At 70.2% G+C, this 23612-nt stretch carries 10 protein-coding genes; 3 read left to right on the top strand and 7 right to left on the bottom strand.

The features are described 5' to 3' along the window. Nucleotides 1-943: 943 nt before the first annotated feature. Nucleotides 944-9739: a toxin glutamine deamidase domain-containing protein gene (locus V6U86_RS31585; protein ID WP_334509831.1), complete on the top strand. Its 8796-nt coding sequence runs from the start codon at nucleotides 944-946 to the stop codon at nucleotides 9737-9739. A gap of 190 nt (nucleotides 9740-9929) precedes the next feature. On the opposite strand, the gene V6U86_RS31580 is transcribed toward V6U86_RS31585, so the two are convergent. The 7 genes from V6U86_RS31580 to V6U86_RS31550 all read right to left on the bottom strand — a co-directional run bounded on the left by V6U86_RS31580 (nucleotide 9930) and on the right by V6U86_RS31550 (nucleotide 21844). Continuing rightward, complete coding sequence (locus tag V6U86_RS31580; RefSeq protein ID WP_334509829.1) at nucleotides 9930-10511, bottom strand: sigma-70 family RNA polymerase sigma factor; 582 nt, start codon at nucleotides 10509-10511, stop codon at nucleotides 9930-9932. 175 nt (nucleotides 10512-10686) lie between these two features. Next, nucleotides 10687-13968: a right-handed parallel beta-helix repeat-containing protein gene (locus V6U86_RS31575; protein WP_334509833.1), complete on the bottom strand. Its 3282-nt coding sequence runs from the start codon at nucleotides 13966-13968 to the stop codon at nucleotides 10687-10689. An 11-nt stretch (nucleotides 13969-13979) separates the two neighbouring features. Further along, nucleotides 13980-16370 carry a hypothetical protein gene (locus V6U86_RS31570; protein WP_334509827.1) on the bottom strand — a complete coding sequence of 797 codons (2391 nt, stop codon included), beginning with the start codon at nucleotides 16368-16370 and terminating at the stop codon, nucleotides 13980-13982. A 225-nt stretch (nucleotides 16371-16595) separates the two neighbouring features. Then, nucleotides 16596-17753, bottom strand: coding sequence for a hypothetical protein (locus tag V6U86_RS31565; RefSeq protein WP_334509825.1), 1158 nt, complete (start codon nucleotides 17751-17753; stop codon nucleotides 16596-16598). A gap of 136 nt (nucleotides 17754-17889) precedes the next feature. Continuing rightward, entirely contained in the window at nucleotides 17890-19038 is a 1149-nt protein-coding gene (locus V6U86_RS31560) for an ABC transporter ATP-binding protein (protein WP_334509823.1), read from the bottom strand. After that, a complete protein-coding gene (locus V6U86_RS31555) occupies nucleotides 19035-20780 on the bottom strand; it encodes an ABC transporter permease (RefSeq protein WP_334509821.1) in 1746 nt (581 codons plus the stop codon). The genes V6U86_RS31560 and V6U86_RS31555 overlap by 4 nt, the downstream gene beginning before the upstream one ends. Next, a complete protein-coding gene (locus V6U86_RS31550) occupies nucleotides 20777-21844 on the bottom strand; it encodes an ABC transporter substrate-binding protein (RefSeq protein ID WP_334509819.1) in 1068 nt (355 codons plus the stop codon). The genes V6U86_RS31555 and V6U86_RS31550 overlap by 4 nt, the downstream gene beginning before the upstream one ends. Nucleotides 21845-22035: 191 nt before the next feature. Between V6U86_RS31550 and V6U86_RS31545 the strand changes: the two genes are divergently transcribed. Together V6U86_RS31545 and V6U86_RS31540 are read left to right on the top strand one after the other, a co-directional pair. Then, complete coding sequence (locus V6U86_RS31545) at nucleotides 22036-22842, top strand: sensor histidine kinase (protein ID WP_334509817.1); 807 nt, start codon at nucleotides 22036-22038, stop codon at nucleotides 22840-22842. After that, a complete protein-coding gene (locus tag V6U86_RS31540; RefSeq protein ID WP_334509815.1) occupies nucleotides 22839-23537 on the top strand; it encodes a response regulator transcription factor in 699 nt (232 codons plus the stop codon). The genes V6U86_RS31545 and V6U86_RS31540 overlap by 4 nt, the downstream gene beginning before the upstream one ends. The last annotated feature ends 75 nt before the right edge of the window (nucleotides 23538-23612 follow it).

Below are 23612 nucleotides of genomic sequence, written 5' to 3'. Positions count from 1 at the left end.
ACCCCCACCCCCGGCGTACTCGTCGTCGCCGCCTCCGCTCGCGCCGCCGCCTGGGTATTCCGAAACCGACCCCAACCCCGGCACACCCACCAGCACCAGCACGGGTGCCACCGGCACAGGCACGGGCACGGCCGCAGCCGCCGGCGGGGGTGCGGCCGGCACGACCCTGGCTGGTGCGGGAGTCCCGGGCGGACCGCCCACCACGACCGGCGCAAGCACCCCACCGCCTTCGCACACCCTGGACACAGGCACAGACACCGACCCGCTAACCGGCGTTGGCCCGCAAACCGAGACCACCCCGCAGTCAGGCGTTGGCCCGCAAACCGGCGTCACCCCACAAACCAGCGTCACCCCACAGCCGGGCGTCACCCCACAGCCGGGCGTCACCCCACAAACCGGCGTCACCCCACAAACCGGCGTCACCCCACAAACCGGCGTCAGCCCACAAACCGGCGTCAGCCCACAGAGCGGCGTCAGCCCACAGAGCGGCGTCAGCCCACAGTCAGGCATGCAGGGCGGTCCGCAGTCGGGTGCGCAGGTTGGCCCGCAGTCGGGCACGCAGACCGGCGCGCAGAGCGGCGTCAGCCCACAGTCAGGCACGCAGACCGGCGCGCAGGCGGGCCGTCAGATCGATTCGGAATCGGGTTGGGTGTCGGGGCCGACGACAATCTCCGGTCTGCCTGGTGCCCTCGACGGTGTCGCGGGTGCCGTGCCTGATGTGCTGGGAAGGCCGGGCTCGGCCCCCTCCCCCGTGACGGGGGACGCGGTATCGACGCCGCCGGCCGCGGCTCCTTCGGCTTCCGCGCCTTCTTCGGTTTCGGCCGATGCAGTTCGGTCCGCCGCGTCGAGGGCTGGGCGAGGGCCGGCTCGGGCGAAGGCGGTCACCGCCATCCCGGACCACTACCAGGCCGAGGAAGAACTCGTCACCCTCGCCACGACGACCATGTCGGAAACCACGCCGGCCGCACCGGCAAGCAGCAGCAAGAAGAAGACCACCACCACGGAAACTCCTACGCCCCAAGCCATCCAGCCCACTGCGCTCGACCCGGCCCGCGACAAGGTCAGGCAGACACGACAGCGCCCCATGAACCACCGGATCGTCCCCACCGGCCACGGGTTGAGCGACTCGACGACGATTCGCGACGACGAGACCGCACGCACCGAGTTCCCCTGGCTGAAGACGGTGAACCTCGCCGACTCCACCACGAACTGCGTGCTCGCGGCGATGACATCGGACATGAGCTACGCCCGGTCCGAACCGTTCGCGGCACCGCAGGATGACGCACAACCAGAATCACACCTACTGAACTACCAACGGCAGCAGTTGGGGTTGCCCGGCGACAGCGACCCTCCGGTGTTCCGTACGAATCACACCTCGATTCGTGATGCCATGGCCGGCGCTCCGGTGGGTGAACGAGGAGTCGTGCTGGTCCGGGTGTCGAACGGCGGAACGGGGACCGCGCACGCCTTCAACGTGATCCGCGACGCCTCCGGGGTCGTCTTCCTCGACGGGCAGCACGGCCGACTGGCCCGCGTTCCCGAGCAGTACGACGAGTGGCTGTTCCTGCCGATGAGCCGCAACATTCCCACACCGGCGACCGCAGAGCTCGTTCATCCGCACGAGTTGAGTGGCAAAGCCGCCGGACTCGACAGCCCGCCGACCAGGGCGGAGGCGGACCTCGCCGATCTGCCGCCCGACGTGTTGGCGGAGCTCGACGCGTTCGCCGCCCAGTGGGCCTGGGAGACGGCGCTTAGTGCCGAGACCGGCGAGACGCCGCCCTCCGTCGAGGTCGAGCCGGCGTACCCATCAGGGGTTTCGACCGGGCGGTCCGAGCTGCGACCGCCGGCGCGGCAGCTCGCCCAGGGCAGGGTCGCGGCGCGGCGCACCGTGGCGGCCCTCACGACGATGCGAGACGCGCACCTTGAGACGTTGCGCGGCACCGGACTGGTCGGTCCAGCGGGCGAGGCGCGAACGGGCGGCACGGCAGGCCGTTCGTCGTCGGCCTCCTCGACCGATCCGCGCGCCGGAGCCGCACAGGGCTGGGAGGTGATGCGCTCGGCGGTGACCACGGCGATCCTCGCCGGCGATGCACCACAACGGCCGGCACTACCCCGGCTGGCCGAGTGGCTCGCCGCCAACGAGCCACCGCCCGGGGCGCCGCCACTCTCCACCGCGGACACCGTCGTGGCGATGCTCGCCGTCTACCTGGTGCGGTGGGGGCGCGTGCCGAATGGGCGCCTGCCGGACAGCTTCCGGCGGAATCCCGATCCGGCCGCGTTGGCGTCTGCCCTCGGGGGAGAGTTCACCCCGATGGGCGACGCCCGGCTGGCCTTTGAGGCAGTCCGCCGTACACCGGGGTCCATGGCTGTGATCCACGTGCCAGGCGAACCGGATCGGGTGTTCGGGCTCCTCGCGGATGACCGGTCCGGCACGGTGATCCCCCGCTACATCGATCTGGGCGCACCGGACTCGATGGACCGGGAGGCCCGGAGGCCCGGTGCGGCAGTGTCCGACGAGTGGAGTCGGGCGATGGAGACCCCGGGTGCCCAGCTACTGCTGCTGGGCCCGGAAGGGCGGCCCGCCACGGTGAGCGCCCTGCTGGCCAACCCGGGGACGATCCCCCCGCAGCGGAGGGCGCCCGGCAACGACGGGCCCGCCCGCGATCGGGACCGGGCTGTGGCGTCGCTGCTCGACCCCAGCCGTACGGCCCGGAGACCGGGGGCTCAACCGTCACGCTCGGGTGCGCAGGCCACCCCGTTCCCCGCACACCCAGCACTGCCCGCCAATGCGCTCCCCGCCGCACAGCCAGCGTTCGGGCGTCCCATCCGGTCCGCCCCGAGGCCTCAGGCGACCCCGGCGACCTCCACCGGTTCGGCCTCGACGACGTCTGGCAACACAGCCGGCACTGACGATCCGGCACGGCTGCCGTCCGGCCCGGATCCGATCTGGAGCACGGTCAGGGAGGCCGACCAGGACGTCGCGCGGGAGGTTCGCGCCGTAATCACGCGATTGCCCGAGCTGCTGAACACTCCGGCCACCCCGCTCGACCCCGAAGACTGGGCCGGTCCTGCGGTCGACCTCACCCGTGCGACGTTGAGCGAACGTGGCGTGCCCGTCGACGAGACGGGCCCCTTGCTGCTGGCACTGCGGACCGAGCCGGAGTCGTTCGTCAACACGCGCCGCCGCTTCGACATCAAGGTGCCAGGGCGGCACTGGTGGGAGAGGACCAGGGTCCGACACGTCGAGGTCGAGCTGATACCCAGACCGAAAGCAACGGACCAGGTGCTGGTGGACGACGGCGCCCGGGCAGGCCGGTTCGTGCGGGAGCGGGTCGCGAGCGAACGACAGCGTGGCTCGCGATCGCGTGGGCTCTGGCAGGTCGTCGTACCGTCCGAGGTCGCCGGTGTCCCGGTCACCGCGACCCTGGGCGTAGCCGACGCCCGCGCCACCCATGCCTCCGGCAATTCCGCCACAGTCGTCGACTACACCCTGCTGTACGGCGATCCCACGTCGTATCTGGTCGGTACCGAGCTCGAACTGCGCGTCCAACTGGATGGTGAGACGGAGCAGACGAATACGCCGCTGGGCAGACACTGGTTCCGGATCAACGAGCGGCACGCGCGGATGACGCTGGTCGACGAAAGCTCGACGCCGCATTCGCTGGACGAGAGTGGGCGCGCGCTGTGGCCGGAGAACCGGTTCGTGCTCGACGTGCAGGGCACAGCCGACCTCGCCGCGGAGAGTCTGTTGGACGACATACCGGTGGCGGAGCCAGGTAGTCGCAACCTGCAACGCCTTCGCAACCAGTGGTCGACGCGGTTCTCGCTCCGGAGCCTGTTCACCGGCACCCGGGCCCCCACGGTTCTGTCCGGCAGAACCTGGATTGGTCTGCCGGGCGCGGTGGGCGGCCTGATGGCGAATCAGCTACGGCCGATGACGGTGCAGGAGGTGGGCAGGCCGAGTCAGGATTTCCGCGCCCGACGGCAGTCGATCTCCACCATCGGATCCAGCCAGAGCATCAGCTCCACCACCGGGTTGCGGGCGCAGCTCAGCGCAGGTACGGGCGTTCCGTACGCACGATTGAGCGGCGGACCTGTCTACATGCGTACCAGCACGACCAGTACGAGCTACTCGCTGTCCGCCAACACTCGGGTGACCCAGGAACTGCGGGGTGCCCCGACCGTCGTGGTCTCGACAACGTATGAGCTGACCCTCGCCCGGGCGGCGTACGTCGGCTGGCGGCGCTTCTGGGTCGAGCGACCACGGACGGCCAACACCGAGGTGGTGACGCTGAGGGTGCTCGAGGAGGTACCGGAAGGGCTCTACCACGCCGCGACCTCTCCGGTTTCGACCCGCCCACCGGTAATGAGCCCCGGACGCAAGCCAGATCAGGTTCCCGTAGGCGAGCGTCGACCGGACCAACTCCTGGTGGATCGGGTGGAAACCCTGGCGGTACGCGGCGAGAACCGACACCTGCCCACCTACATGTGGCAGGGCGGGCGGCTCCGCGTCGACACCGAGCCGCTCGGTGTGGAGTTGCTCGCCGAGAGGATCGCGACGGAGATATCGCGGGTCCTCGCCCTGCCGGGGAACGCCAGGTACCGGGACTTCCTGCCGAACTGGAACGCGGACCGGACGAAGCGCGCGTTGATCGATCGCGTGCTACAGGCGATGGTCAATCAGGAGAGTCTGGTTTTGCACGCTGGGCCGACCGCGCTGAGAGCGGATTTCCTGTCCCTCACCGCCGGTGAGCTGGCGTTCAACCTGGAAATGCCAGGCACCGACCGTCGCCACGTCCTGACGGTGGTGCTGCGCGCACGTCGGGCCAATCCAGCTAGCGGGCCGGAGCACCTCGGCACCCGGGACGAGAGTCGACGCCCCAAGCGGCCGCCGACCGGTCCGGCCTCGAAGAAACCGTCGGAGGCCCGCATCGAGGAGGTGACCGAGGAGCACGCGGGGTCGCACGAGGTGCCCGGATCGTTGGTCGGAGAAGACCCGGCGACACCGTCCAGCACGCCACCCGCGAGCTCGACGACCACCCGGTTTCCGCTGGTCCCGAGACGCCAGCGGCGGGCCAGAACGACCTCGTCGGGGGTCACCAGAGGGGTCTCCACGAGCGTAGGATTCGACGTCAACGCCCGGGGTGCCCGCCTGGCACACTTCACCGCTCGGCTGCGTTACCAGCGCCAGCGCGCCACCACCGTCTCCGCGGGGGCGGAGGTGATCTGGCTGAGTTTCGACCACGGCATCCAGGAGCTCTTCCACGACGAGCACATCGTCACCATGGATCTGCTCGTGCTCGACCACGCGGTGGGGTCCCGGAACGTGTCCCGTCGGTTGTTCGACAGCACGCCCGACGTTGGACCGATGCCTGTCGGCGGGGCGATCGAGTTCCACCACGACTTCGTGTTCGGAGTCGCCCGCGACCGAACGTTCACCGCTGACCAGGAGCAGCTTTCCCACTCGGTCAGGCTGGAACAGCCCACGGTCGGCCCGCCGGTCCCACTCGATGACACGCGACGCGGCACCGTGAACCTCGATCTGCCAGCCGAGGGACAGAGAGTCACCGATTGGAGCTATGTCTCCTATGTCGAAGGCGGCGAGCAGCTGACCACCGCCATCGCGGACGCGATCTCCGAAGCGCGGAGGCAGATGGTCGAGGATGGCGCGTACGGTCGCGGCACGCGGATCGGGGTCCGCACGCCGGGTTCCGACTCCTACCTCGAACTGAGTCGGATCGGTAGACCGAACTGGCTGGCCAGCATGCTGCCGGCGATGACCGAACAGCCGCTCGCGCTGGCCAATCTCGGCGAGATCATCGGAAGTCCGTCGATCTACGGGACGGTGTTCGTCCAAGCGATCGTGGACGAGAGCCACACGGGGCCGCACGACGTGTTCAGTGACGGTGGTGAACAGAGTTGGACCAGCATCGCCTCCGTCAGCGGCTCACGGAGTAGCGGCCGGCAGTTCATCCTCGGAGCGGGACTCGGCTGGGACGGGGCAGTCGACGACTCCGCCTCGCTGGCGGGGCAGCTTCAGCATCGGCGAGCGTACGGCCACAGCCGAAGCAAGGCGGTCGAGTTGACCGGGGCTGTGGAGCTCAACGACACCTGGGACCCGGGCCGTGGCCTCGCCACGCCGGTGGTGGCCCGGGTCCGGTTCGTGGTGCATGCGGTTCTGGTCAATCCGCAGGTCGTCGGTCCGAGCAAGCTCTACTCGGCCGACAGGACAGTGAACGGTGGTACGGCGATCGGCACGATCCACGCCGACCACGCCCGGTTCAGCGGTGTGCTCGACGAGGCACGGCCACCGACCGACAACGAGCCGGAGCTCGAACCGCCGCAGGTGTTCCAGGTCGAGCCGCTGAAACCCCTCAGCGCCCCGCCGGCAGCGCTTGGCCGAGGGGTAGGCGAGCGCCTTCCGCTGCCTGTGCCACCGCAGTACGTCGGTTCCGGCCAACTGCTCAACCTGCCCGCTCTCGGCAACCAGATGATCGGGTGGCTGCGGGAGATCCGTCTTCCGGCCAGCGTCGGCGAGGGCCGGCGCCTGATCGACGACGGCGAGGACGGGCTGGCGAACAAGGTCGTCGTGCTGACGCACACCAGTGCCGCGCACCTCAAGGGAATGCTGAGCAAGGGCGTCGAGTCGATTCTGCTCACCTACCGCGGACCGGCCGGGAACGACCACGTCCAGGTGGTTGTACAGGTCGTCGCGCAGGACCGTGCCGGCACGGCCACCACGCCGACGGTCCACCGGGTTCACGCCGGAACGAAGAACCTTGAGATGGACATGATGGGGGCCAGCGCGAAGACCGACACGACCAGTGTCTCCCGCACCAGCTACAACGTGGCCGGTCTGCAGCCCGGTGGCGCTGGTGGGGCGAACGGCGCCACCTCCGGGGCGGGTGACGTGGGCTTGTTCCTCGGTACGTCCCGCAGCGCCAGCCAGTTCGACAGTGCCGCCGACACCAACCTGCACATCATCGAGGAAGCCGGCTCGGAGGCCCAGGTACAACAGCGAGTGGTGATCGTCGCGCAGGCCTTCCACCGGGGGCGGGAGCTCGGTGATCCGCTGAGAGTCGAACATGACCTGTGGATGTCGCTGCGCGCCAACCATCTGCGGACGTCGACGGTCGAACCCGCCCCGCCGGCCCCGACCGAGCCGACCGTCGGGATCCTGGAGAGCGCGCCAACCCCTGGTCAGGCACTCCAGTGGCAGGTTGGAAAGTGGGGAGAGCCGACCTCCCTCACCCCCATGCCGGATCACTATCAGGTGGTGAACTTCCGGGGAACGCACCCGGTCCAGTCCGCCGCGGTCCTGGCGCTACGGCGTGCGGGTGCCCCGAACGAGGTGACCAGGTTGGGCAGCCGCGTCGCACACCAGCTCACCACCGCCCTCTCGCCGTCGCTGCTGTGGGGCCTCTCCCCGAAACGACTGGCCCACACCCCGATCCCCATTCCGATCGAGGGCAGTGGATCGACAATGGCGGTGACGCTGTACGGCAGGGTTCGATCCGTCAGGCTGGCGGCGGTGCTGCCGCAGATGTACCGCGACGGGCACCGTTACGGAACGAAACTGAGTGGTGTCAGCTCTGGGATCGGCGCGACTGACACGGGTGCTCTGGCCGGCCTCGGCAGCCAACAGGTGAGCGCGCCGGCCGAGGGGGGTGCCGCGCAGTCCGCCGGCGGTGAGCCTTCGGGGAGCCCGGCTCAGCGGCCCGAGTTCTGGGGCGGCACCGACGGGCGCAACGCCGACTCCTTCCTGGGGGGTGCCGGGCCCGCCCTCTGGGGTGGCACACCGGCCACCGACAGTGGCCGGGCGTGGCACGGCGGCTTCACCTCCTCCGCACTGGTGTCGACCCGAGGGCCGGTCGCGTTGACCTGGGTTTCGGAAGAGATCCTGGTCGTGGCGGAGGTGCCGCACACGCGGGGCACCAGGCGGGCAGCCGTGACGGTCGAGGTTCCCGAATCGCTGAAGGTCTGGATGGCCCTGTCCGACGCCGCCGAAATCCTCGGCTTCAGCACGAATCCCGCGGCCATGAAAGAGCTGGACGAGGTCAACTCGGCTGCGCTCGCCCTGGAGGCGGCCTTCGGGGCCTGGCAGGACGCCGCGCGCAACCTGGAGCGGGAGCGGCTCGATCCGGAGGTGCAACGGCGACGGGGCGGCTCCTTCCCCCCGGCTCCCGCGCCCAACTGGCCGACGCCTGCCGAGATCGAGGAGGACGCGACGACCCATGCGACGGCGGCCGCCTACCTGAGGGCTCAAAACGAATGGAACGAACGAAAGCGCGAGCTGGACACCCGGGTTGCTCTTCTCAACAGCATCGCAGCGCAGGGGACGTCGTCGGCCCTGCCAGGCGAGACGGATTCGGACCCGAGTCAGGACTCGGTGATCGAACCCGACACGGATCTACCGGCCGGGACGGAGCGGGTGCTGGCCGGCGAGGGTCAGCTCGACTCAGCATCGGATGGTCAGCAGGTTCACACCCGGCCGCAGTTGGACGCCGCTGGCGCCCTCAGTCTCGCGTTCCGCATGACGCTGTCCGACGAGAGGCCGCACACGTCGATCGACCGGCTCAACGATTGGATCAGTACGGTCGAGCCGCCCTCCCCGACGCCGGGGACAGCGCCCACCGCCCCATCGTCGGCCACACCTGCACAGGACTGCCTGCTCCGGGCCGCCGGTGCGTTCTCGGTCCTGCACGGCCGCGCGTCGAACAGTACGGCGACCGACGAGTTCCGCAGCGCGCTCGAACTGCCTGACCTGGTGACGGCGCTGGGCGGAACATTGCAGCCTGCCAGCCTGACAGCACCCCATGACCTGTGGCAGGCCCTTGCGAACACCCCGAACGCCATGGTCCTCGTGCGCGTGCGCACCGACAGCGAACACCACGTGTACTGGTTGGTCTCCGACAACCGGACCGGTGCCGCCGTCGTGCGCGCGGTCGACACTCAGGTGCACGGCAGGTTCGAGGATCCGGTACGACTCGACGACCTGACGGCGCAACTGGCCCACCCCGGGACCGAACTGCTCGTGCTCGACGGCGACGGGCGGCCGACCACGGTGCGGGCACTGCTCCCGACGGAGGAACTCGCCGCTCCCACCCCGCGCGGACCGGCTGCGGGCGGGTCAGGGTTCAAGCGGTCGCCGGAGTTGTACGGTCTGTCGCCGGTGTCTCCGTCGATTCACGGTCTGAGCGGCACGCCGGCCCGGCGACGCTCCGATCCGGCGGTGGCTTCGTCCTTCTCCGTCGCGACGTCCGCCGCACCACGCAACGAACGGACTCCCCCGCCCGCCGCACCACGCGACGAACGTGCGGCTCCGCCCGCCGCACCACGCGACGAACGTGTGGACGAGTCGACGCCGCTGTCGTCCGAGCGCGCGCCGACGCCACCCGCGACGCGGGCGCCGGCCCCGTCACGCTCGCACGAGGGCGGGATACCACCGGTGGCCGAAGCGGACGGGCTGGGCGTTGTCCCCGTACCACCCGCGCCCCCCGTGGCCGGAGGGCCGGAGAGCGACGCGACTCGGGAACGACGCGACGACTCGGGCACCCGGCGGCCGGCAGCCGGTCGCCGGCGCGGCGACCCGCGTCAGGAGGCACGGGATCTGGCGCGTACCAGCCTGGGCGAGCTGCCGCGCCGTCCGGGCTCCGGAAACCCGGTCGACGGTGAGACAGACGCGTTCGCCGGCATGGGCGCGTTCTTCGGAGCCCTGGCCGCCGCCAAGATGAAATGAGCCCCCGGGTCCGGCAACCTGGTCTGTGCGAGTCAACCGCGGAGAGGCGCTGATCGAGAGACCAGGAGCATCCATCGGTGAACCTTCGGCTCGCGCGCCACGTCGTCCAGGGTGAACGGCATCGACCCAGGAAGGACGAGGATGCGACAGCGGTCCCAGCCGAGGCCGAGCGAGCCCGACGGCATGCGGATCAATCCCCGTCAGTCCGCCCGATCGCTGCCCGCAACGCCTGCAGGGCGTAGTGCGCCCGCGACTTCACGGTTCCCTCCGGAATCCCCAGCATGGCCGCGGCCTCGTCGGTCGAGCGACCGAAGAAGTACAGCTGGATCAGCACCGATCGGTGTGCGGCGGTCAGCTTCGGTAAAGCGCTCCGCACCGTCTGAGCCGTCACCACGTCCTCGGTCACGTCGATCGTGCCGGCATACCAGGCCAGATCGGTCACAATGATCTCGGCTGGGCGTGCCTGGCGAGCCCGAGCGGCGTCGATGGCGATGCGGCGGGCCACGATGAAGAGCCACCGGCGGATCGATTCACGGTTGTTGGGCAACCGGTCGATGTGCCGCCACGCCTGCAGCATCGTCTCCTGGAGCAGATCCTCCGCGAGCTGCTGGTCTCCCCAGCACAGCCGCAGGAGGAAGCGGCGGAGCGGCTCGGCGTTCCCGACGTACACCCGACGCATGCGCGCCTGCGGCCTCATGGTGTCCGACGCCCCGTCCGCGCCACTGTCGTCGTCGGCGAACGCCGTGCCGACGTTGCTGGCCAATTCGAACAAGAGTCACCTCCCAAACCGTAGCCATCAACTCCCGCGCCGACCCCGAGACGGGTCGGAGACGGCGGACGCGTGCGAAAAGCTCGGTACGGCCGAGGGACACCTCGCTGCCCACCAGGCCAACGATCTGTGCAGCCGGTGCGGACGCTGGGCGGACCACCGGCTCGTCGACGCCTGGTCACACCCGCGTCACATCCTCGACGAGCAGCGTTCGCAGCTGCTCCACATTTGGGTTGCGCAGGGCACGGATTCGGCCCGCCTGTCGGGTGATCGCCTCATCGAGCACCTGCCGTGCGTAGCGGCCGTTGCCGAACGAACGGGTCCGCGGTATCTGCTCGAAGTGCTTACGGAGTGCGACCAGCGTCTGTCCTGGGCACTCGTAACCGCTCGCTTGGGCGAGGTTCTGGAAGATCGCCACCAGGTCGGTCGCGTCGTAGTTGGCAAAGTGGATCCGACGCGAGAAGCGAGACGCCAAGCCCGCGTTGGTGGAGAGGAACTCCTCGATCTCGTCCTCGTACCCGGCGGCGATGACCACCACCTCGTCCCGGTGGTCCTCCATCAGCTTGACGAGGGTGTCGATCGCCTCCCGGCCGAAGTCCTGGCGGGCGCCCGGGGGTGCGAGCGTGTACGCCTCGTCGATGAAGAGCACCCCGCCCCTGGCCCGGTCGAACGCCTCCCGGGTGCGTTGCGCGGTGTGACCGATGTATTCCCCCACCAGGTCCGCACGGGCGACCTCCACCATCTGGCCCCCGGCGAGCACACCCAACGCGGTCAGCAACTCACCGTAGAGACGGGCCACCGTGGTCTTACCCGTGCCCGGTGGGCCGGAGAAGACCAGGTGCCGGGAAACCGACGGTGCTGGCAGCCCGGCCTGGACCCGGGTGCGGATGGTGGCCAGAAGGTCGACCATGTCGGCCACCTCGCGCTTCACCTCGGCCAGACCGATCATGCTGTTGAGGCGGGTGAGCAGGCGGTTGAGATCGTCGTCACGCGTCTCTCCGGCGTGCACCCCGGAGGTCGCGGGCGCGCCGAGATCCTGTGGCAGCAGCTGCGCCAGCTCGACACCGGAGGTGTCGCCGGCTTGGGAGAGCCGGTACGCCTGACGCCCGACCATCTCCTCGAACACCTTGCGCGCCACCCGGGCATTACCGAAGTTCACATCCCGGTCCATGCCGTCGAAGAGGCTCGACAACGCCAGCCTGGTGTCGTACTCCAGGGAGTAGTGATGCGTGCTGCAGAGCCGCTCGACAATGGTCACCAGCTCGTTCGTCGAATAGCTCTCGAACTCCACGTTCCTGGAGAAACGGGAGGCCAGGCCGGGGTTGGCGGCTAGGAAGGTACGCATCTGCGCCGAGTAGCCGGCGACGATGACCACCACCTCTTCCCGATGGTCCTCCATCAACTTGACCAGGGTGTCGACCGCCTCCCGGCCGAAGTCGTGGCCGCCGCCACCCTCGACCGGAGCGAGTGTGTACGCCTCGTCGACGAAGAGCACCCCGCCCAGCGCCTCGTTGAACTTCTCGGTGGTCTTCACCGCGGTACCACCGACGTGCTCGGCCACCAGGTCGGCCCGGGAGACCTCGACCAGCTGACCGGAGCGCAGCACGCCGAGGCCGGCGAGGATCCGCCCGTACAACCGCGCCACGGTGGTCTTTCCGGTGCCCGGCGCGCCGGCGAAGACCAGGTGCCGGGACATCGGCGGCGCCGGCAGCCCGGCGGCCGCTCTCCGCTGGCTGATCTGGTGCAGCCCGACCAGCGTCGCCACCTCGTGCCTCACGCCGGCGAGCCCGACGAGCGCGTCCAACTCGGCCAACAGCGAGGTGGTCTGGTCTGTGCCGCTGCCGGGACCGGCTGGCACCGCGGCGGCGGCCGGTCGCGGCAGCTCGTCGCCGGGTGCGGCAGGATCACCATCGGCGCGGGGACCGGCCAGCACCGGGCCCGCCGGCCGAGCGTTGCCCGGGCTGGCCGGGCGCACCCCCTCACCGCCGTTTCCGACCATCGTGGTCTGCGCCACGTCGACCGGCTCAGCGGTCTCCCGGAGCAGGCCCTGACCCACGTTCTCGATCAGCTCACAGCCGTCCAGTCGCCCGGCCGCAGCGCCGACGAACCGCACACCCGGCCCGCCGCTGTGATGCACCCGGGTGCCGAGCAGGGTCAGGTTCGCCGCCCGCTGCGCCAGAATTCCGACCGTGCGGGCGTTGCCCACATCCGATCCGGTCACCGTCGCCGTACCGTTGACCAGCAACCCGACCCCGCAGCCCTGCACCGTGGCCTGGTCGGCGTTGAGCGTCGCCTCGGCTTCGACCAGGATTCCGCCGGCACCGCACCGCTCGATTCGGACCCGTTCCACCCTTGCCTGCGCTTGGTCGAGCAGTCGTACCCCGTACTCCTGGATGTTGTCGAGCAGGCAGTCCTCGACCAGCGGGGTGGCCGAACCGCTGACCACGATTCCGGTGGGCCCACCCCGCACGGTCAGCCCACGGACCGTGCCGGTGGCTTCGGCCTGGAACAGCAGTGCGCCGCCCGAGCTGTCCGTCAGCTGGCCGCCCTCGATCAGTGGTGCGGCCGACCCGCTGACCGCGATCGCGGCGGCCTGGGCACCGGTCACCGCACAGTTGATGAAGGCGCCGGTGGCTTCCTCAAGCACGAGCAGTCCGTGCCCGCCGGCATCGTGCACCTGGCAGTCGCGCAGCACCGGGGCGGCGGTGCCGGACAGGACCACGCCATGCCCGCCGACCGCGCGGATCTCGCAACCCTCCAGGCTCGGCTGGCCGCCGGTGACGACCACGCCGGTCCCGGTCAGGTCATGCAGCTGACTGCGGAGCACACGCAGCGAACCGCCCTCGACCACGACTGCCGCGCCGTCGACCGCCGTGATCTCACAATCGTCGAGCGTCCCGCGCCCGTCCCGGCTGCAGTGCACCCCGACGCCACGGATCTCGGTCAACGTGCAGCCGCGCAGCACCGGGTCCGCGCCGCCGACGATCACCACTCCGGCGCCGCCCGTGTCCCGGACCATCGTGGCGCTGAGCGTCCCGCCACCGGTGCGCTCGAACAGGAGACCGGCACCGCTCGGGTTACTGACCTGGCAGTCGTGCAACTCCACCGCGCCGCCAGGCACGTGTACCGCGACGACCCCCTGCCCGACGACCGTGCACTCGGTCGCAGTCAGCAGCCCCCGCCCGACCTGTACCGCCGGCAGGCTCGCCGAGCCGCCACGCACCGAGAGCCCGCGCAGCGTCACGTTTCCAGCGCCGACGAACAGGGCCACCCCGTCACCGCCGTCGATGGTCACCGTTCCGGGGCCGTCCTCGGCCACCACCGTGACATCTCGGACGAGTCGCAGCTGTTCGTGGTACGTACCCGGCTGGACGACGATCATGGTGCCGGGCACGGCCTTTTCCAGCGCCGCGGTGATGCTCGGCACGCATCCCGGTTCGGTCTCGGAGACCGACAGCATGTTGGTCACGCTCATTCATCCTCATCAGCCGTGACAGCACGGGCGAACGCCGGTGCGGGGTAGGGGCGGCCCGCAGCGTCCAGGCCAGGTGCGAAAGACAGCGGTACGGCGTCGGCAGCGGCCGGCGTACCGCCCTGGTCGGCAGCGCGCAACCGGTCCAGGATCCGCTCGCCGGTTTCCCGCCCGCCCCGGCCGGACGCCATGAGATCCCGCAGCAGAATCCGCGCCGGCCCCTCGGTGGCGGTGTCGTCGACGGCGAGGACCTGGAACCGACTGCCCGGCGGGAAGATCGCTGAGGCCCGCTTGCCGGTGTCCAGAGCATCCAACCGCCGTGCGCTGACCGACCAGATGACGAACCGCGCCGCGGTTTCCGTGGCACTGGTCGGGCTCAGGTCGACGTCCACGAAGGCGGGTTCGACCAGTACGTCACCGGGCCGGTAGGCGGCGACCAGGCCCGGGTCGACGAGCCCGTGCTGAAAGACCGGCCCCAGGACCGACGGCAGTCTGCGCACCCCATACCTGGCACTGCGGGCCACCAACAGGATTCGGTCCACCTCGGAATCGGGGCCGCCACCCCGGAGGACCTGGTTCACCAGGTCACGTTCGCCGCCGCAGTACGCCCGGACCGCGACCAGCCCGGCGGTGAGTTCCCTGGCGCCACCGACGGCTCGCAGCCCGGGTGACTGTGCCAGTGTCCGGGCCACCACCCGGGCATGTGCGTCGTACCGGCCGTCGAGCGCTTGGCGCAGCGCCCCCGGGTTGGCGATCGCCTCCTGCCCATCGGCGTCGACCAACCAGCGAGGTGCTGGCCCGGGCGGTACCTCCGGCACCGGAGCGGGTGGGCCCACGTCCGTGTCCCTGGCCGGTGGCGCCCCGGTGGCGTCGGGCGTCGGTGGTGCCGCGAGCGAGCCGGGCACCCCGGTGACACCTGCGAACGATTCCGGCTGCCAAACCGGAACCGCGACCGTCAGCTCCTCGGGCTGGCCCAGGCCGGTAGCGGTCGTCGGCACCTCTTCTGCTGCCCTGCTGGTCGGTGAGGTGCTGGTCGATCCGGTGTCGCCAGGCTGGAGGGCGCCCTCCGGTGACGGCACCCGCAGGGCGTGCCAGCCCGGGTGCGCGATCCAGTGCTCGGACGTGAGTAGGGCGAGGATCTCCGCAACGATCGGGGTGGGTGCCGATACCGGTTCCGCGCCGTCTGGTTGAGCCGGGGCGGTCGGCTGCGCCGGGATCGCCGGTATGGCGGTGAGAAGTCGGTGGGAACGAGGCGGCCGGGGAGCACGTGGACGGACCCGCGCTGACGGTCTGGGCGGCAACACCGCGCCAACCGGCCGAACCCGACGCGGACCGGAGGCGCCGCCGGGCTGCCGGCGGCCCCAGAGCGCGAAGCTACCGGTGGTCTGCAGCAGCCCGGTGGCGGTACGGGTGACCGGCCCGTCGGCCACGTACAGCGGTGCCGTGAGCGCGTCGGCGAGGCCGCCGAAGAGCAGGTCGGCGGCGGCCCCCCGCACCGGTACGCCGTAGGTGACGAGCACCAACGGTCGCGTGTCCCCCGCCCGGCATGCGTCGACCAGTTTCGCCAGTGCCCGGGGTGGCACCGGCCGGTTGTTCAGCCGGAATCCGGTGACCCGCACCGATATCTCCACCACGAAGCCGGCCAGGATCCGGCCGTCGCCCAGCACCGTTTCGTCCACGAATGACCAGCCCGCCGCAGTGCGTACCCCTGGCATCGTCGCTGGCACGCTGGCGGCGGTCGCCGGCGAGCCGCGCCCGACGCGGGACGCGGGCCGGGCCGGCGACAGGACGCGAGGCGGGCGCCGCGACGGCAGGTCGACGAGGCCGCCGTTGGTGTGCAGGAGCACGTGGGGCCAGCGCGTGGCAACAGAGAGCTGCACCGCCGGTGGCGGCGGAGGCGACGCCGCTTCCGGAACGACCGACGGCGCCGGCGGCGCTGGTGGGGCCGGCAGTGGTGCCGGGGGTGACGGCGGCGCTGCCGGGGGTGGCAGTGGGGGCCAGGGTGATTCGGACCGGACGGTGCCCTCCGGGTCCACCGTCCGCCAGGGCACGGGCTGGAGCACGGCACCGGCCGAGACCGTCAGCTCGGTCTGCGGAAACGTGACCTCCTGGCCGATCCACTCGGCCAGGAGGTGCACCTCCTGGCCGGGATCGACCGAGGGGGCGTACGACCCCAGCGGCACCAACCGGACCCCGGTGGCGACACCGCCGAGGTGCTCGATCAGCACCTCCACCAACTGCTCGAACAGATCCGGGCGGGCCGTCACCGACGGCGCGCTCACCACCACCCGCCGCCCCTCCTCCACGGGCAGGGCGGCGGCCAGCCTGGGATTGGACGTCGACGGATCCGCGTCGGTACGCACAGTGAGCGCCTCGCCGACGTACTCCACGATGAGGGCAGGGTCCGGCGGGTCGACGCTCGCAGGGGAGATTGCGGTTCGCACAGCAGTCAGGGCCGCGCCCGTCGGGTCAGGGCGGCCCTCACCCGACGCGGGCCGGAAACCACGCACCGGCGTCGATGCCCTCGGTTCGTGTCACCGCCGGGTGTGGCCGCCACTGTTCAATCTCCCTCACCTACAAGATCGGATACACGACGACTAACGCTCGAGGTCGGTTCAAAAGTTGTCGGGAATTTTTCCGCCAACAGGAGCATCCGCCGGAGATCCTTCGGCACCATGGTCCTGGTTGGCCTCGTCGACCGGCGCGTAGAGGGTCGAGAGCGCCCGGTGGAGAGCGACGACGTCCACCTCCGGCGCGAGGTAGTGGTTCGTCCGGATCGCGTCCAGCAGGTCCGGGTCCGGCGCCAGCCCGTACGCGCGCAGGTAGTAGGCCGCGGCGTCGGTCCAGATCCAGTGGCCGTCGGTGAAGAACCCGGTGGGCACCACCTCGCCGGCGGCCGGATCGACCACGTCCGGGCTCCGGGTCGGTGCGATCAGCAGGGGCATTCCGTCGGCCAGGTATTCAAGGATCTGGTCGCGTTCGTCTCCCTCGAGCTGAGGGTGGTCGGGCGCGAAGGCGGGCCCGTGCTCGGGGTCGAACGTGTCGTACACCCGCGCCACCAGCGGCGTGACCGGCGGTGCCGCGGTCCAGAGCAGGGTGGAGAACCCGAGCGTGTTGCGCTGATACGCCGGCAACTCGTCGGGGTCGACGAACACCTCGACCTGCGGATCCGTCTCGCCGGCGGTTTCCAGGGCGTCCTGGACGTGAACGGCCAGCGCCGGCATCGCCGCCTCGTCACCGCTCTGCAGCAGGTAGATCCGGCGCGGCGGTGGCCACTGGGCGTCGATGGCGGGGAACCGCCACGCCCGCCACAGGGCGATCACCGCCACACCGTCGTTCCGCTGCGCCTCGACCGCGTCGACCGCTGCCCGGTCGACGTCGTCTGCGGCGCCCGGCCCGTCGTACGGCACGGTCAGGTCGATGCTGTACGGCACCGCGACGCCATGTTCGGCCAGTTCATCGGGGCTGACCGGGGCCACCCCGTACGGCGGCAGCGGGTCATCGTCGGTGCGCTCGATGTCGGCGAGCGCTTCGGTGTCCTCCCCCGCCGCGACGAGGGTCGCGGAGAGCAGGCTCAAGTCACCCTCCGTCATCGGACTTCGGCCGGCCAGGGCGGCGAAGAGCACCGCCTGGGCGATCTCCACGAGTTCGCCCTCGGCGAGCCACCGACGCGCGGCGGTGGTCAACTCGTCCGGCAGCCGGCCGGACATCCGCAGCAGCAGAGCGTGAAAGGCGGCAACCTGGTCGATGGACGCCTCAACTACCTGTGTCATCGCGTCGCCCTCTCCGTACCCAACGTTGTGCATGGACGGTCGGACCCGTCACCTGCCTCGGACGTCCTCACGACGGACAGCACGTCCACCCGGTTCAAATTGGGTGCGGCCGGCGCCCGGGCGCCGGCCGCAGTGCTCAGTCGCGTGGCAGTAGGTAGGCGCGGTCGGCGTCGAAGGTGAGATCGACCGACGCCCCCTCCGCCAGCGCCTCGCTCGGGTCGCCGCCCTGCTCGGTGGCGGTGATGGTGCCGGCCGCCGTCTCGATCTCGTAGTCGAGGCTCGGGCCGTGGAACGTCGAGCGCAGCACGGTGCCGTTGCCACCGCTGGTGACCGGCGTGAGCCGGACCGTCTCGGGACGGATCATCAGGAAGGCGCCGTTCGCCCCGGTGGCGACGTTCGGGTGGGCGGCGACGGTGAGCTGCCGGCCCAGCACCGTGAGGGTCGCCACGCCGTCCTGGATGCGCTCGGGCGCGGCCTCGACGAAGTTCGCGTGCCCGATGAAGTCGGCCACGAACACGCTGGTCGGACGCCCGTAGATCTCGCCCGGGCGGGCTACCTGCTCCACCTTGCCCTTGTTCATCACCACGATCCGGTCGGACATGCTCATCGCCTCGTCCTGGTCATGGGTGACGTAGATGCTGGTGATGCCGAACATCTTCTGGATCCGGCGGATCTCCGCCCGCATGGCAGTACGCAGTTTGGCGTCCAGGTTCGACAGTGGCTCGTCGAAGAGCAGCACCTTCGGCTGCACCACCAGCGCGCGGGCCAGCGCCACCCGTTGCTGCTGGCCGCCGGAGAGCTCGTGCGGGCTGCGCTCCTCCAGCCCCACGAGGTTCATGCTGGTCACCGCCATCCGCATGGCGGTGGCGATCTCGTCCTTGCTCCGCTGCCCACGCTGCAGACGCAGGCCGTAGGCGATGTTCTCGGCCACCGTCATGTGCGGGAACAGCGCGTAGCTCTGGAACACCATTGCCATCGGCCGTCGCTGCGGTGACAGGTGCCCGATGGCCTTGCCGTCGATCAGGATGTCGCCACCGGTCGCCTCCTCGAATCCGGCCACCATCCGCAGCGTCGTGGTCTTGCCGCAACCGGACGGGCCGAGCAGCGTGATGAACTCTCCCGGCAGTACGTCGAGGTCCACCCGGTCGACGGCGGTGACCGTCCCGGTGCGGCCACGGAACTGCTTGGTGAGGCCGTCCAGTCGCAGGTGCCCGGAGCCGCTCTCGGAACGCAGCGCGGCGTCGGGTTCGGTGATTGGCGCTTCGACGTGCGGCGCGGCGGTCATTTCTGCTGCCCTTCGGAGGTGGCGGTGCGGTGCAGTACGGCGCCCGCGCCGACGATGAATCGGATGACCAGGAAGCCCGCCAGCACGATGGCGGTGAGGACGGTGCAGTAGGCGAACGCCACGCCGTACCGGCCGGTGCTGGCGGCGCTCATCACCTGGGAGGTGATGATCTTCGTTTCCGGCGTGACCAGCAGCACGATGGTCGAGACGGAGGTCATGCTCCGGGCGAAGCTGTAGCTCAGCCCGGTCAGCAGCGCAGGGCGAATCAGCGGCAACGTCACCCGACGGAAGGTCTGCAGCGCACTGGCACCCAGATCGGTGGATGCCTCCTCGATGTTGGGATGCAGCTGGGTCAACGCGCCGACCGCGGTGCGCTGCCCCGCCGGCAGACTGCGGATCACGTACGCCAGCACGATCACGACGGCGCCGGCCGCCAGCGAGCTACCGCCGACGAGGCTGGGGAAGACCATCACGTCGCCGACGTACCGGTCCGGGCGGTAGGCCAGCACGAAACCGATGCCGAGCACCGTGCCGGGGACCGCGACCCCCAGCGTGCCGCCCAGGTCCAGCAGCCAGGCGGTGTACCGCAGGTGCCGCACCACCAGCCAGGCCACCATCAGGCCGACGACGCCGGCGATCGGGGTGGCGATGGCGGCGAACAGCAGGGTGTCCAGGACCGCCTCGACGCCGGGGCCGGCCACGACCTCGCGCAGGTAGTCGAGCGTGAGCGTGTTGTCCACGCCGAAGACCTTCGTCACCGAGCCGATGATCACGGTGCTGTAGAGGCTGACGATGACCGCGGCGACCAGGAGGGCGAGGCCGTAGATCGGCCACCGGCTCCACCCGGTGATGAGGTGCACGCTGCCGGACGGCCGGCCGGTGATCGTGGTGCGTACCTTGCGATTGAGCCACCACCGCTGACCGAAGTACATCGCCAGTGACGGCACCAGGAGGATCACGCAGTAGACCGACGCGCTGGTGAGGTCGTACTCGCCGGTGACCGAGAGATAGGCGCGGCTGGCCAGCACGGTGTAGTCGCCGCCCAGCACCAACGGGTTGGCCAGGTCGGCGATCGCCTCCACGAACAGCAGCAGGAAGGGGGCGACCAGGCCGGGCGCCAGCAGCGGCAGGATCACCGTGCGCAGGATGCGCCACCGGCTGGCGCCCAGGTTCATGGCCGCCTCCTCCACCGCCGGGTCGAGGCCCCGCAACATGCCGAGCAGGCCCAGGTAGGCCACCGGGAAGAGCGACATCGACAGGACGAACACCAGCCCGTCCAGGCCGTAGATGTCGTACTCGAGCCCGAAGATGCCGTTGCTGATGACGCCGCGCCGCCCGTACAGCACCACGGTGGCGGTGGCCACCGCGAACGGCGGGCTGACGATCGGCATCATGGCGATGACGTGCAGGATCTTCTTGCCGGGTACGTCGAGCCGGGCCTGCACGAAGGCGAAGAGGAAGCCCAACGCCGTACCGCCGGCTCCGACGAGCGCGCCGAGCACCAGGGTGTTGCGCAGGATGCCGAGGTCGACCGACGAGGTGAAGAACTCCGCGTAGCGCGGCAACGCGTCCGGCGCGAACGCCGTGGCCAGGACCGCGATGAGCGGGACGGCCGCGCCGATCGCCACCAGCAGAACGCAGACGACGATCAGCAGGCGGATCGCCGGGTCGCCACCCCGCCGGCGGCGAGCGCCGGCCGGCGGGGTGGTGGTGGAGGCACGTTCGGGGAGCAGGAGTGTCATGACTTCGGCGCCTGCGCCACTTCAGCGTCGAACCGCTTGTTCAGCGCGGACTTCGCCTGCCCGGCGACCGTCGCGTCGTAGGTCACCATCTTGATGCTCGGCAGCTTGACCACCTTGTCCGAGACCTTCGCGTCCGGATGGGTGGGGAACTGGTACGCCTTGACCGTCGGGCCGATCTCCTGGGCCTCCGTGGTGAGCGCCCAGTCGACGAACTTCTTGCCGCTCACCGGGTTCCGCGCGCCCTTGACCAGCGCGACACCGCCGGTCTCATACCCGGTGCCCTCGGCCGGGAAGCTGACCTGCAGGTCCGGGAAGCCAGCCTCGACGGTCGCGACGCAGTCGTGCGAGAAGATGACACCGACCGCGACCTCACCCCGGGCGGCCATCTGAGCCGGGGCCGAACCGGACTTGGTGTACTGCAGCACGTTCGGGTGCAGCTTGCGCATGTACTCCAGCGACCTGGTCTGGTCGCCGCCCGCGAGCTGGACCTGCGTCCACAGCGCGGTGTACGCGGTGCCGGAGGTGGAGGGGTGCGCCATCCCGATCTCCTTCGCGAGCTTCGGGTTGAGCAGGTCCGCCCAGGACTGCGGCACCGCCACCCCGCGCTCCGCCAGGACCTTGGTGTTGCTGCAGAAGCCGAGCGCGCCGACGTAGACACCGGTCCAGAGACCGGTCGCGTCCTTGTACGCGTCCGGGATGACCGCCGCGTTGGCGGAGACGTACGGTTCGAGCAGTCCCTCGCTACCGGCGGCGGAGTAGCCGTCGGCGGGGCCGCCGTACCAGACGTCGAACTCGGGGCTGCCCTTGCCGGCCTTGATCCGGGCCAGCGCCTCGCCGCTGGAGAGCCGGACGAAGTCGGCCTTGACCCCGGTGGACTTGCTGAACTTCTCGGTGGTCGCCGCGCACCAGTCTTCGGTGGCGCCACAGACCACGTGCACGACGTTGCCGTCGGTCGCGCTGTGGTCACCCCCGGAATCCTGCTTGGCGCAGGCCGCCATGGTCATCGAGGTGAGCATGAGTGTGATCGACAGTGCCGCGAGACGACGCGGGCGCAGGGAAACCACGGATGAGACCTCCGCAAACGGTGGTGGATCGTTGAGATGGCAGTCAAATGTGTCGACCAGATTAGGAGCGCGTGAACGTCACGACGGTGACGACGTCGTGAGCGCAGGTGACAGCACTGTCACCAACGCGGTGCCCCGGCGACACATCGCGGCTGAAAACATGGGTGCGTGAACCAGGGGCCGAGGCAGCGATGACAAGCGTCTGGTGGGGCGTGGTTACGGCGCTGGTCGGTGCCCTCGCCGGGGCTACGGTGTGCGCGCTGGCGCTGCGCCGACGCGGCAGCAGGATGCGTGTCGAGTTGGCCACGCTGGAGCTGACGGTGCAGCGGCGCGCAGACCAGGTCAACGCGCTCAGCCACGAACTACGCACCCCACTCAGCATGATCAAGGGTGCGGTGGACCTGCTCCGCGAAGGCACGCCCGGCCCGCTGACCCCCGCGCAGGAGAAGTTCCTCCGCCTGGTGGACAACCAGTCCACACAGGTGATCGGCCTCTGCGAGAGCCTGCTGTTACAGGCGAAGATCGAGGCCGGCCTGTTCACGCCCCGTCTGGAGAAGGCCGACGTGGCGGTGATCGTCCGTGATGTCATCGCCGGCATGCGGTCGTTGTGCGAGCAGCGCGGCCAACGGATCACGCTGGACACCCCGCAGGTGATGCCGCGTATCCTGGCCGACCCGATGTTGCTGACCCAGGCCATGACCAACCTGCTCTCCAACGCCAGTCGCTTCACCACGACCGGCGGCAGCATCCACGTGCGGGTCATGGTGGTGGACTCCGGGGTCGCCATCTACGTCACCGACGACGGCGCGGGGATGACGCGGGCCGAGCGGGAACGGCTCTTCCAGCGCTTCGCCACGGGTCGGCCACTCGTCGATGGGACCGGCCTCGGCTTGGTGATCACCAAAATCATTGTCGAACTGCACGGAGGCGAGATTCTCGTGCACACCGCATCCACCCGCGGGACGACGTTCCTGCTGACCCTGCCGGGGCACCCATGAGCACCTCCCCGCGGCCCACCGTGCTGGTGGTCGACGACGAACCACAGATGGTGATCATCGTCGAGTTCGCGCTACAGACCCAGGGCTTCGACGTGCTCACCGCCTCCGACGGCGCCACTGCCCTGCACCTGCTGCGATCCCACCGGGTCGATCTGGCCATCCTCGACGTCATGATGCCGACCATGAGCGGCCTGACCCTCTGCCAGCTCATCCGGGCCCGCTCCGAGACGCCCGTTCTGCTGCTCAGCGCCCTCGGCCACCAACAGGACGTCATCGCCGGGTTGGAGCACGGCGCCGACGACTACGTCGTCAAACCGTTCCACCCGCGCGAGGTGGCGCTGCGCGCGCAGGCGCTGATCCGCCGACGGCGCAACCACCCGGGCGTGATCCGGGTCGGCGAGCTCGTCATCGACCCCGCCACCCAGAGCGTGACGCTGAACCAGCAGCGAATCGACCTGCCGTTCACCGAGTTCAAACTCCTGACCCACCTGGCGAGCCGGCGCGGCGTACCGCAGTCCTGGCAGGACCTGCTCCGCACGGTCTGGGGGACGCCGGACATGCTCGGAGGCCGCGACGTGGTGAAGTCGACCGTCTACCGGCTGCGCTCCCGGCTGGCCGCCCTGCCCGGCGGAGCCAACTATCTCTGCACCCTGCGCGGCGTCGGCTACTTCGTGCCGGACATCCCCTCCCCCTGACAGTGTTGTGCGCCAACGCGGCGAAATGCGACTGGAACACTCCCCTCCCGGACAGCACGCCTGGCCCGGGTACGG

The sequence above is a fragment of the Micromonospora sp. CPCC 205558 genome (genome assembly GCF_036902955.1).
Classification (GTDB): Bacteria; Actinomycetota; Actinomycetes; order Mycobacteriales; family Micromonosporaceae; genus Micromonospora.
The sequence above is the reverse complement of the archived record's forward strand: the minus strand, read 5'-3'. Positions and strand labels throughout refer to the sequence as shown.

Coding starts and splice junctions, on each gene's coding strand:
- V6U86_RS31585 (WP_334509831.1), top strand. CDS start 944: ATGTCGGAAACCACGCCGGCCGCACCGGCAAGCAGCAGCAAGAAGAAG.
- V6U86_RS31575 (WP_334509833.1), bottom strand. CDS start 13,968: ATGCTGTCGGTCTCCGAGACCGAACCGGGATGCGTGCCGAGCATCACC.
- V6U86_RS31565 (WP_334509825.1), bottom strand. CDS start 17,753: ATGACACAGGTAGTTGAGGCGTCCATCGACCAGGTTGCCGCCTTTCAC.
- V6U86_RS31560 (WP_334509823.1), bottom strand. CDS start 19,038: ATGACCGCCGCGCCGCACGTCGAAGCGCCAATCACCGAACCCGACGCC.
- V6U86_RS31555 (WP_334509821.1), bottom strand. CDS start 20,780: ATGACACTCCTGCTCCCCGAACGTGCCTCCACCACCACCCCGCCGGCC.
- V6U86_RS31545 (WP_334509817.1), top strand. CDS start 22,036: ATGACAAGCGTCTGGTGGGGCGTGGTTACGGCGCTGGTCGGTGCCCTC.
- V6U86_RS31540 (WP_334509815.1), top strand. CDS start 22,839: ATGAGCACCTCCCCGCGGCCCACCGTGCTGGTGGTCGACGACGAACCA.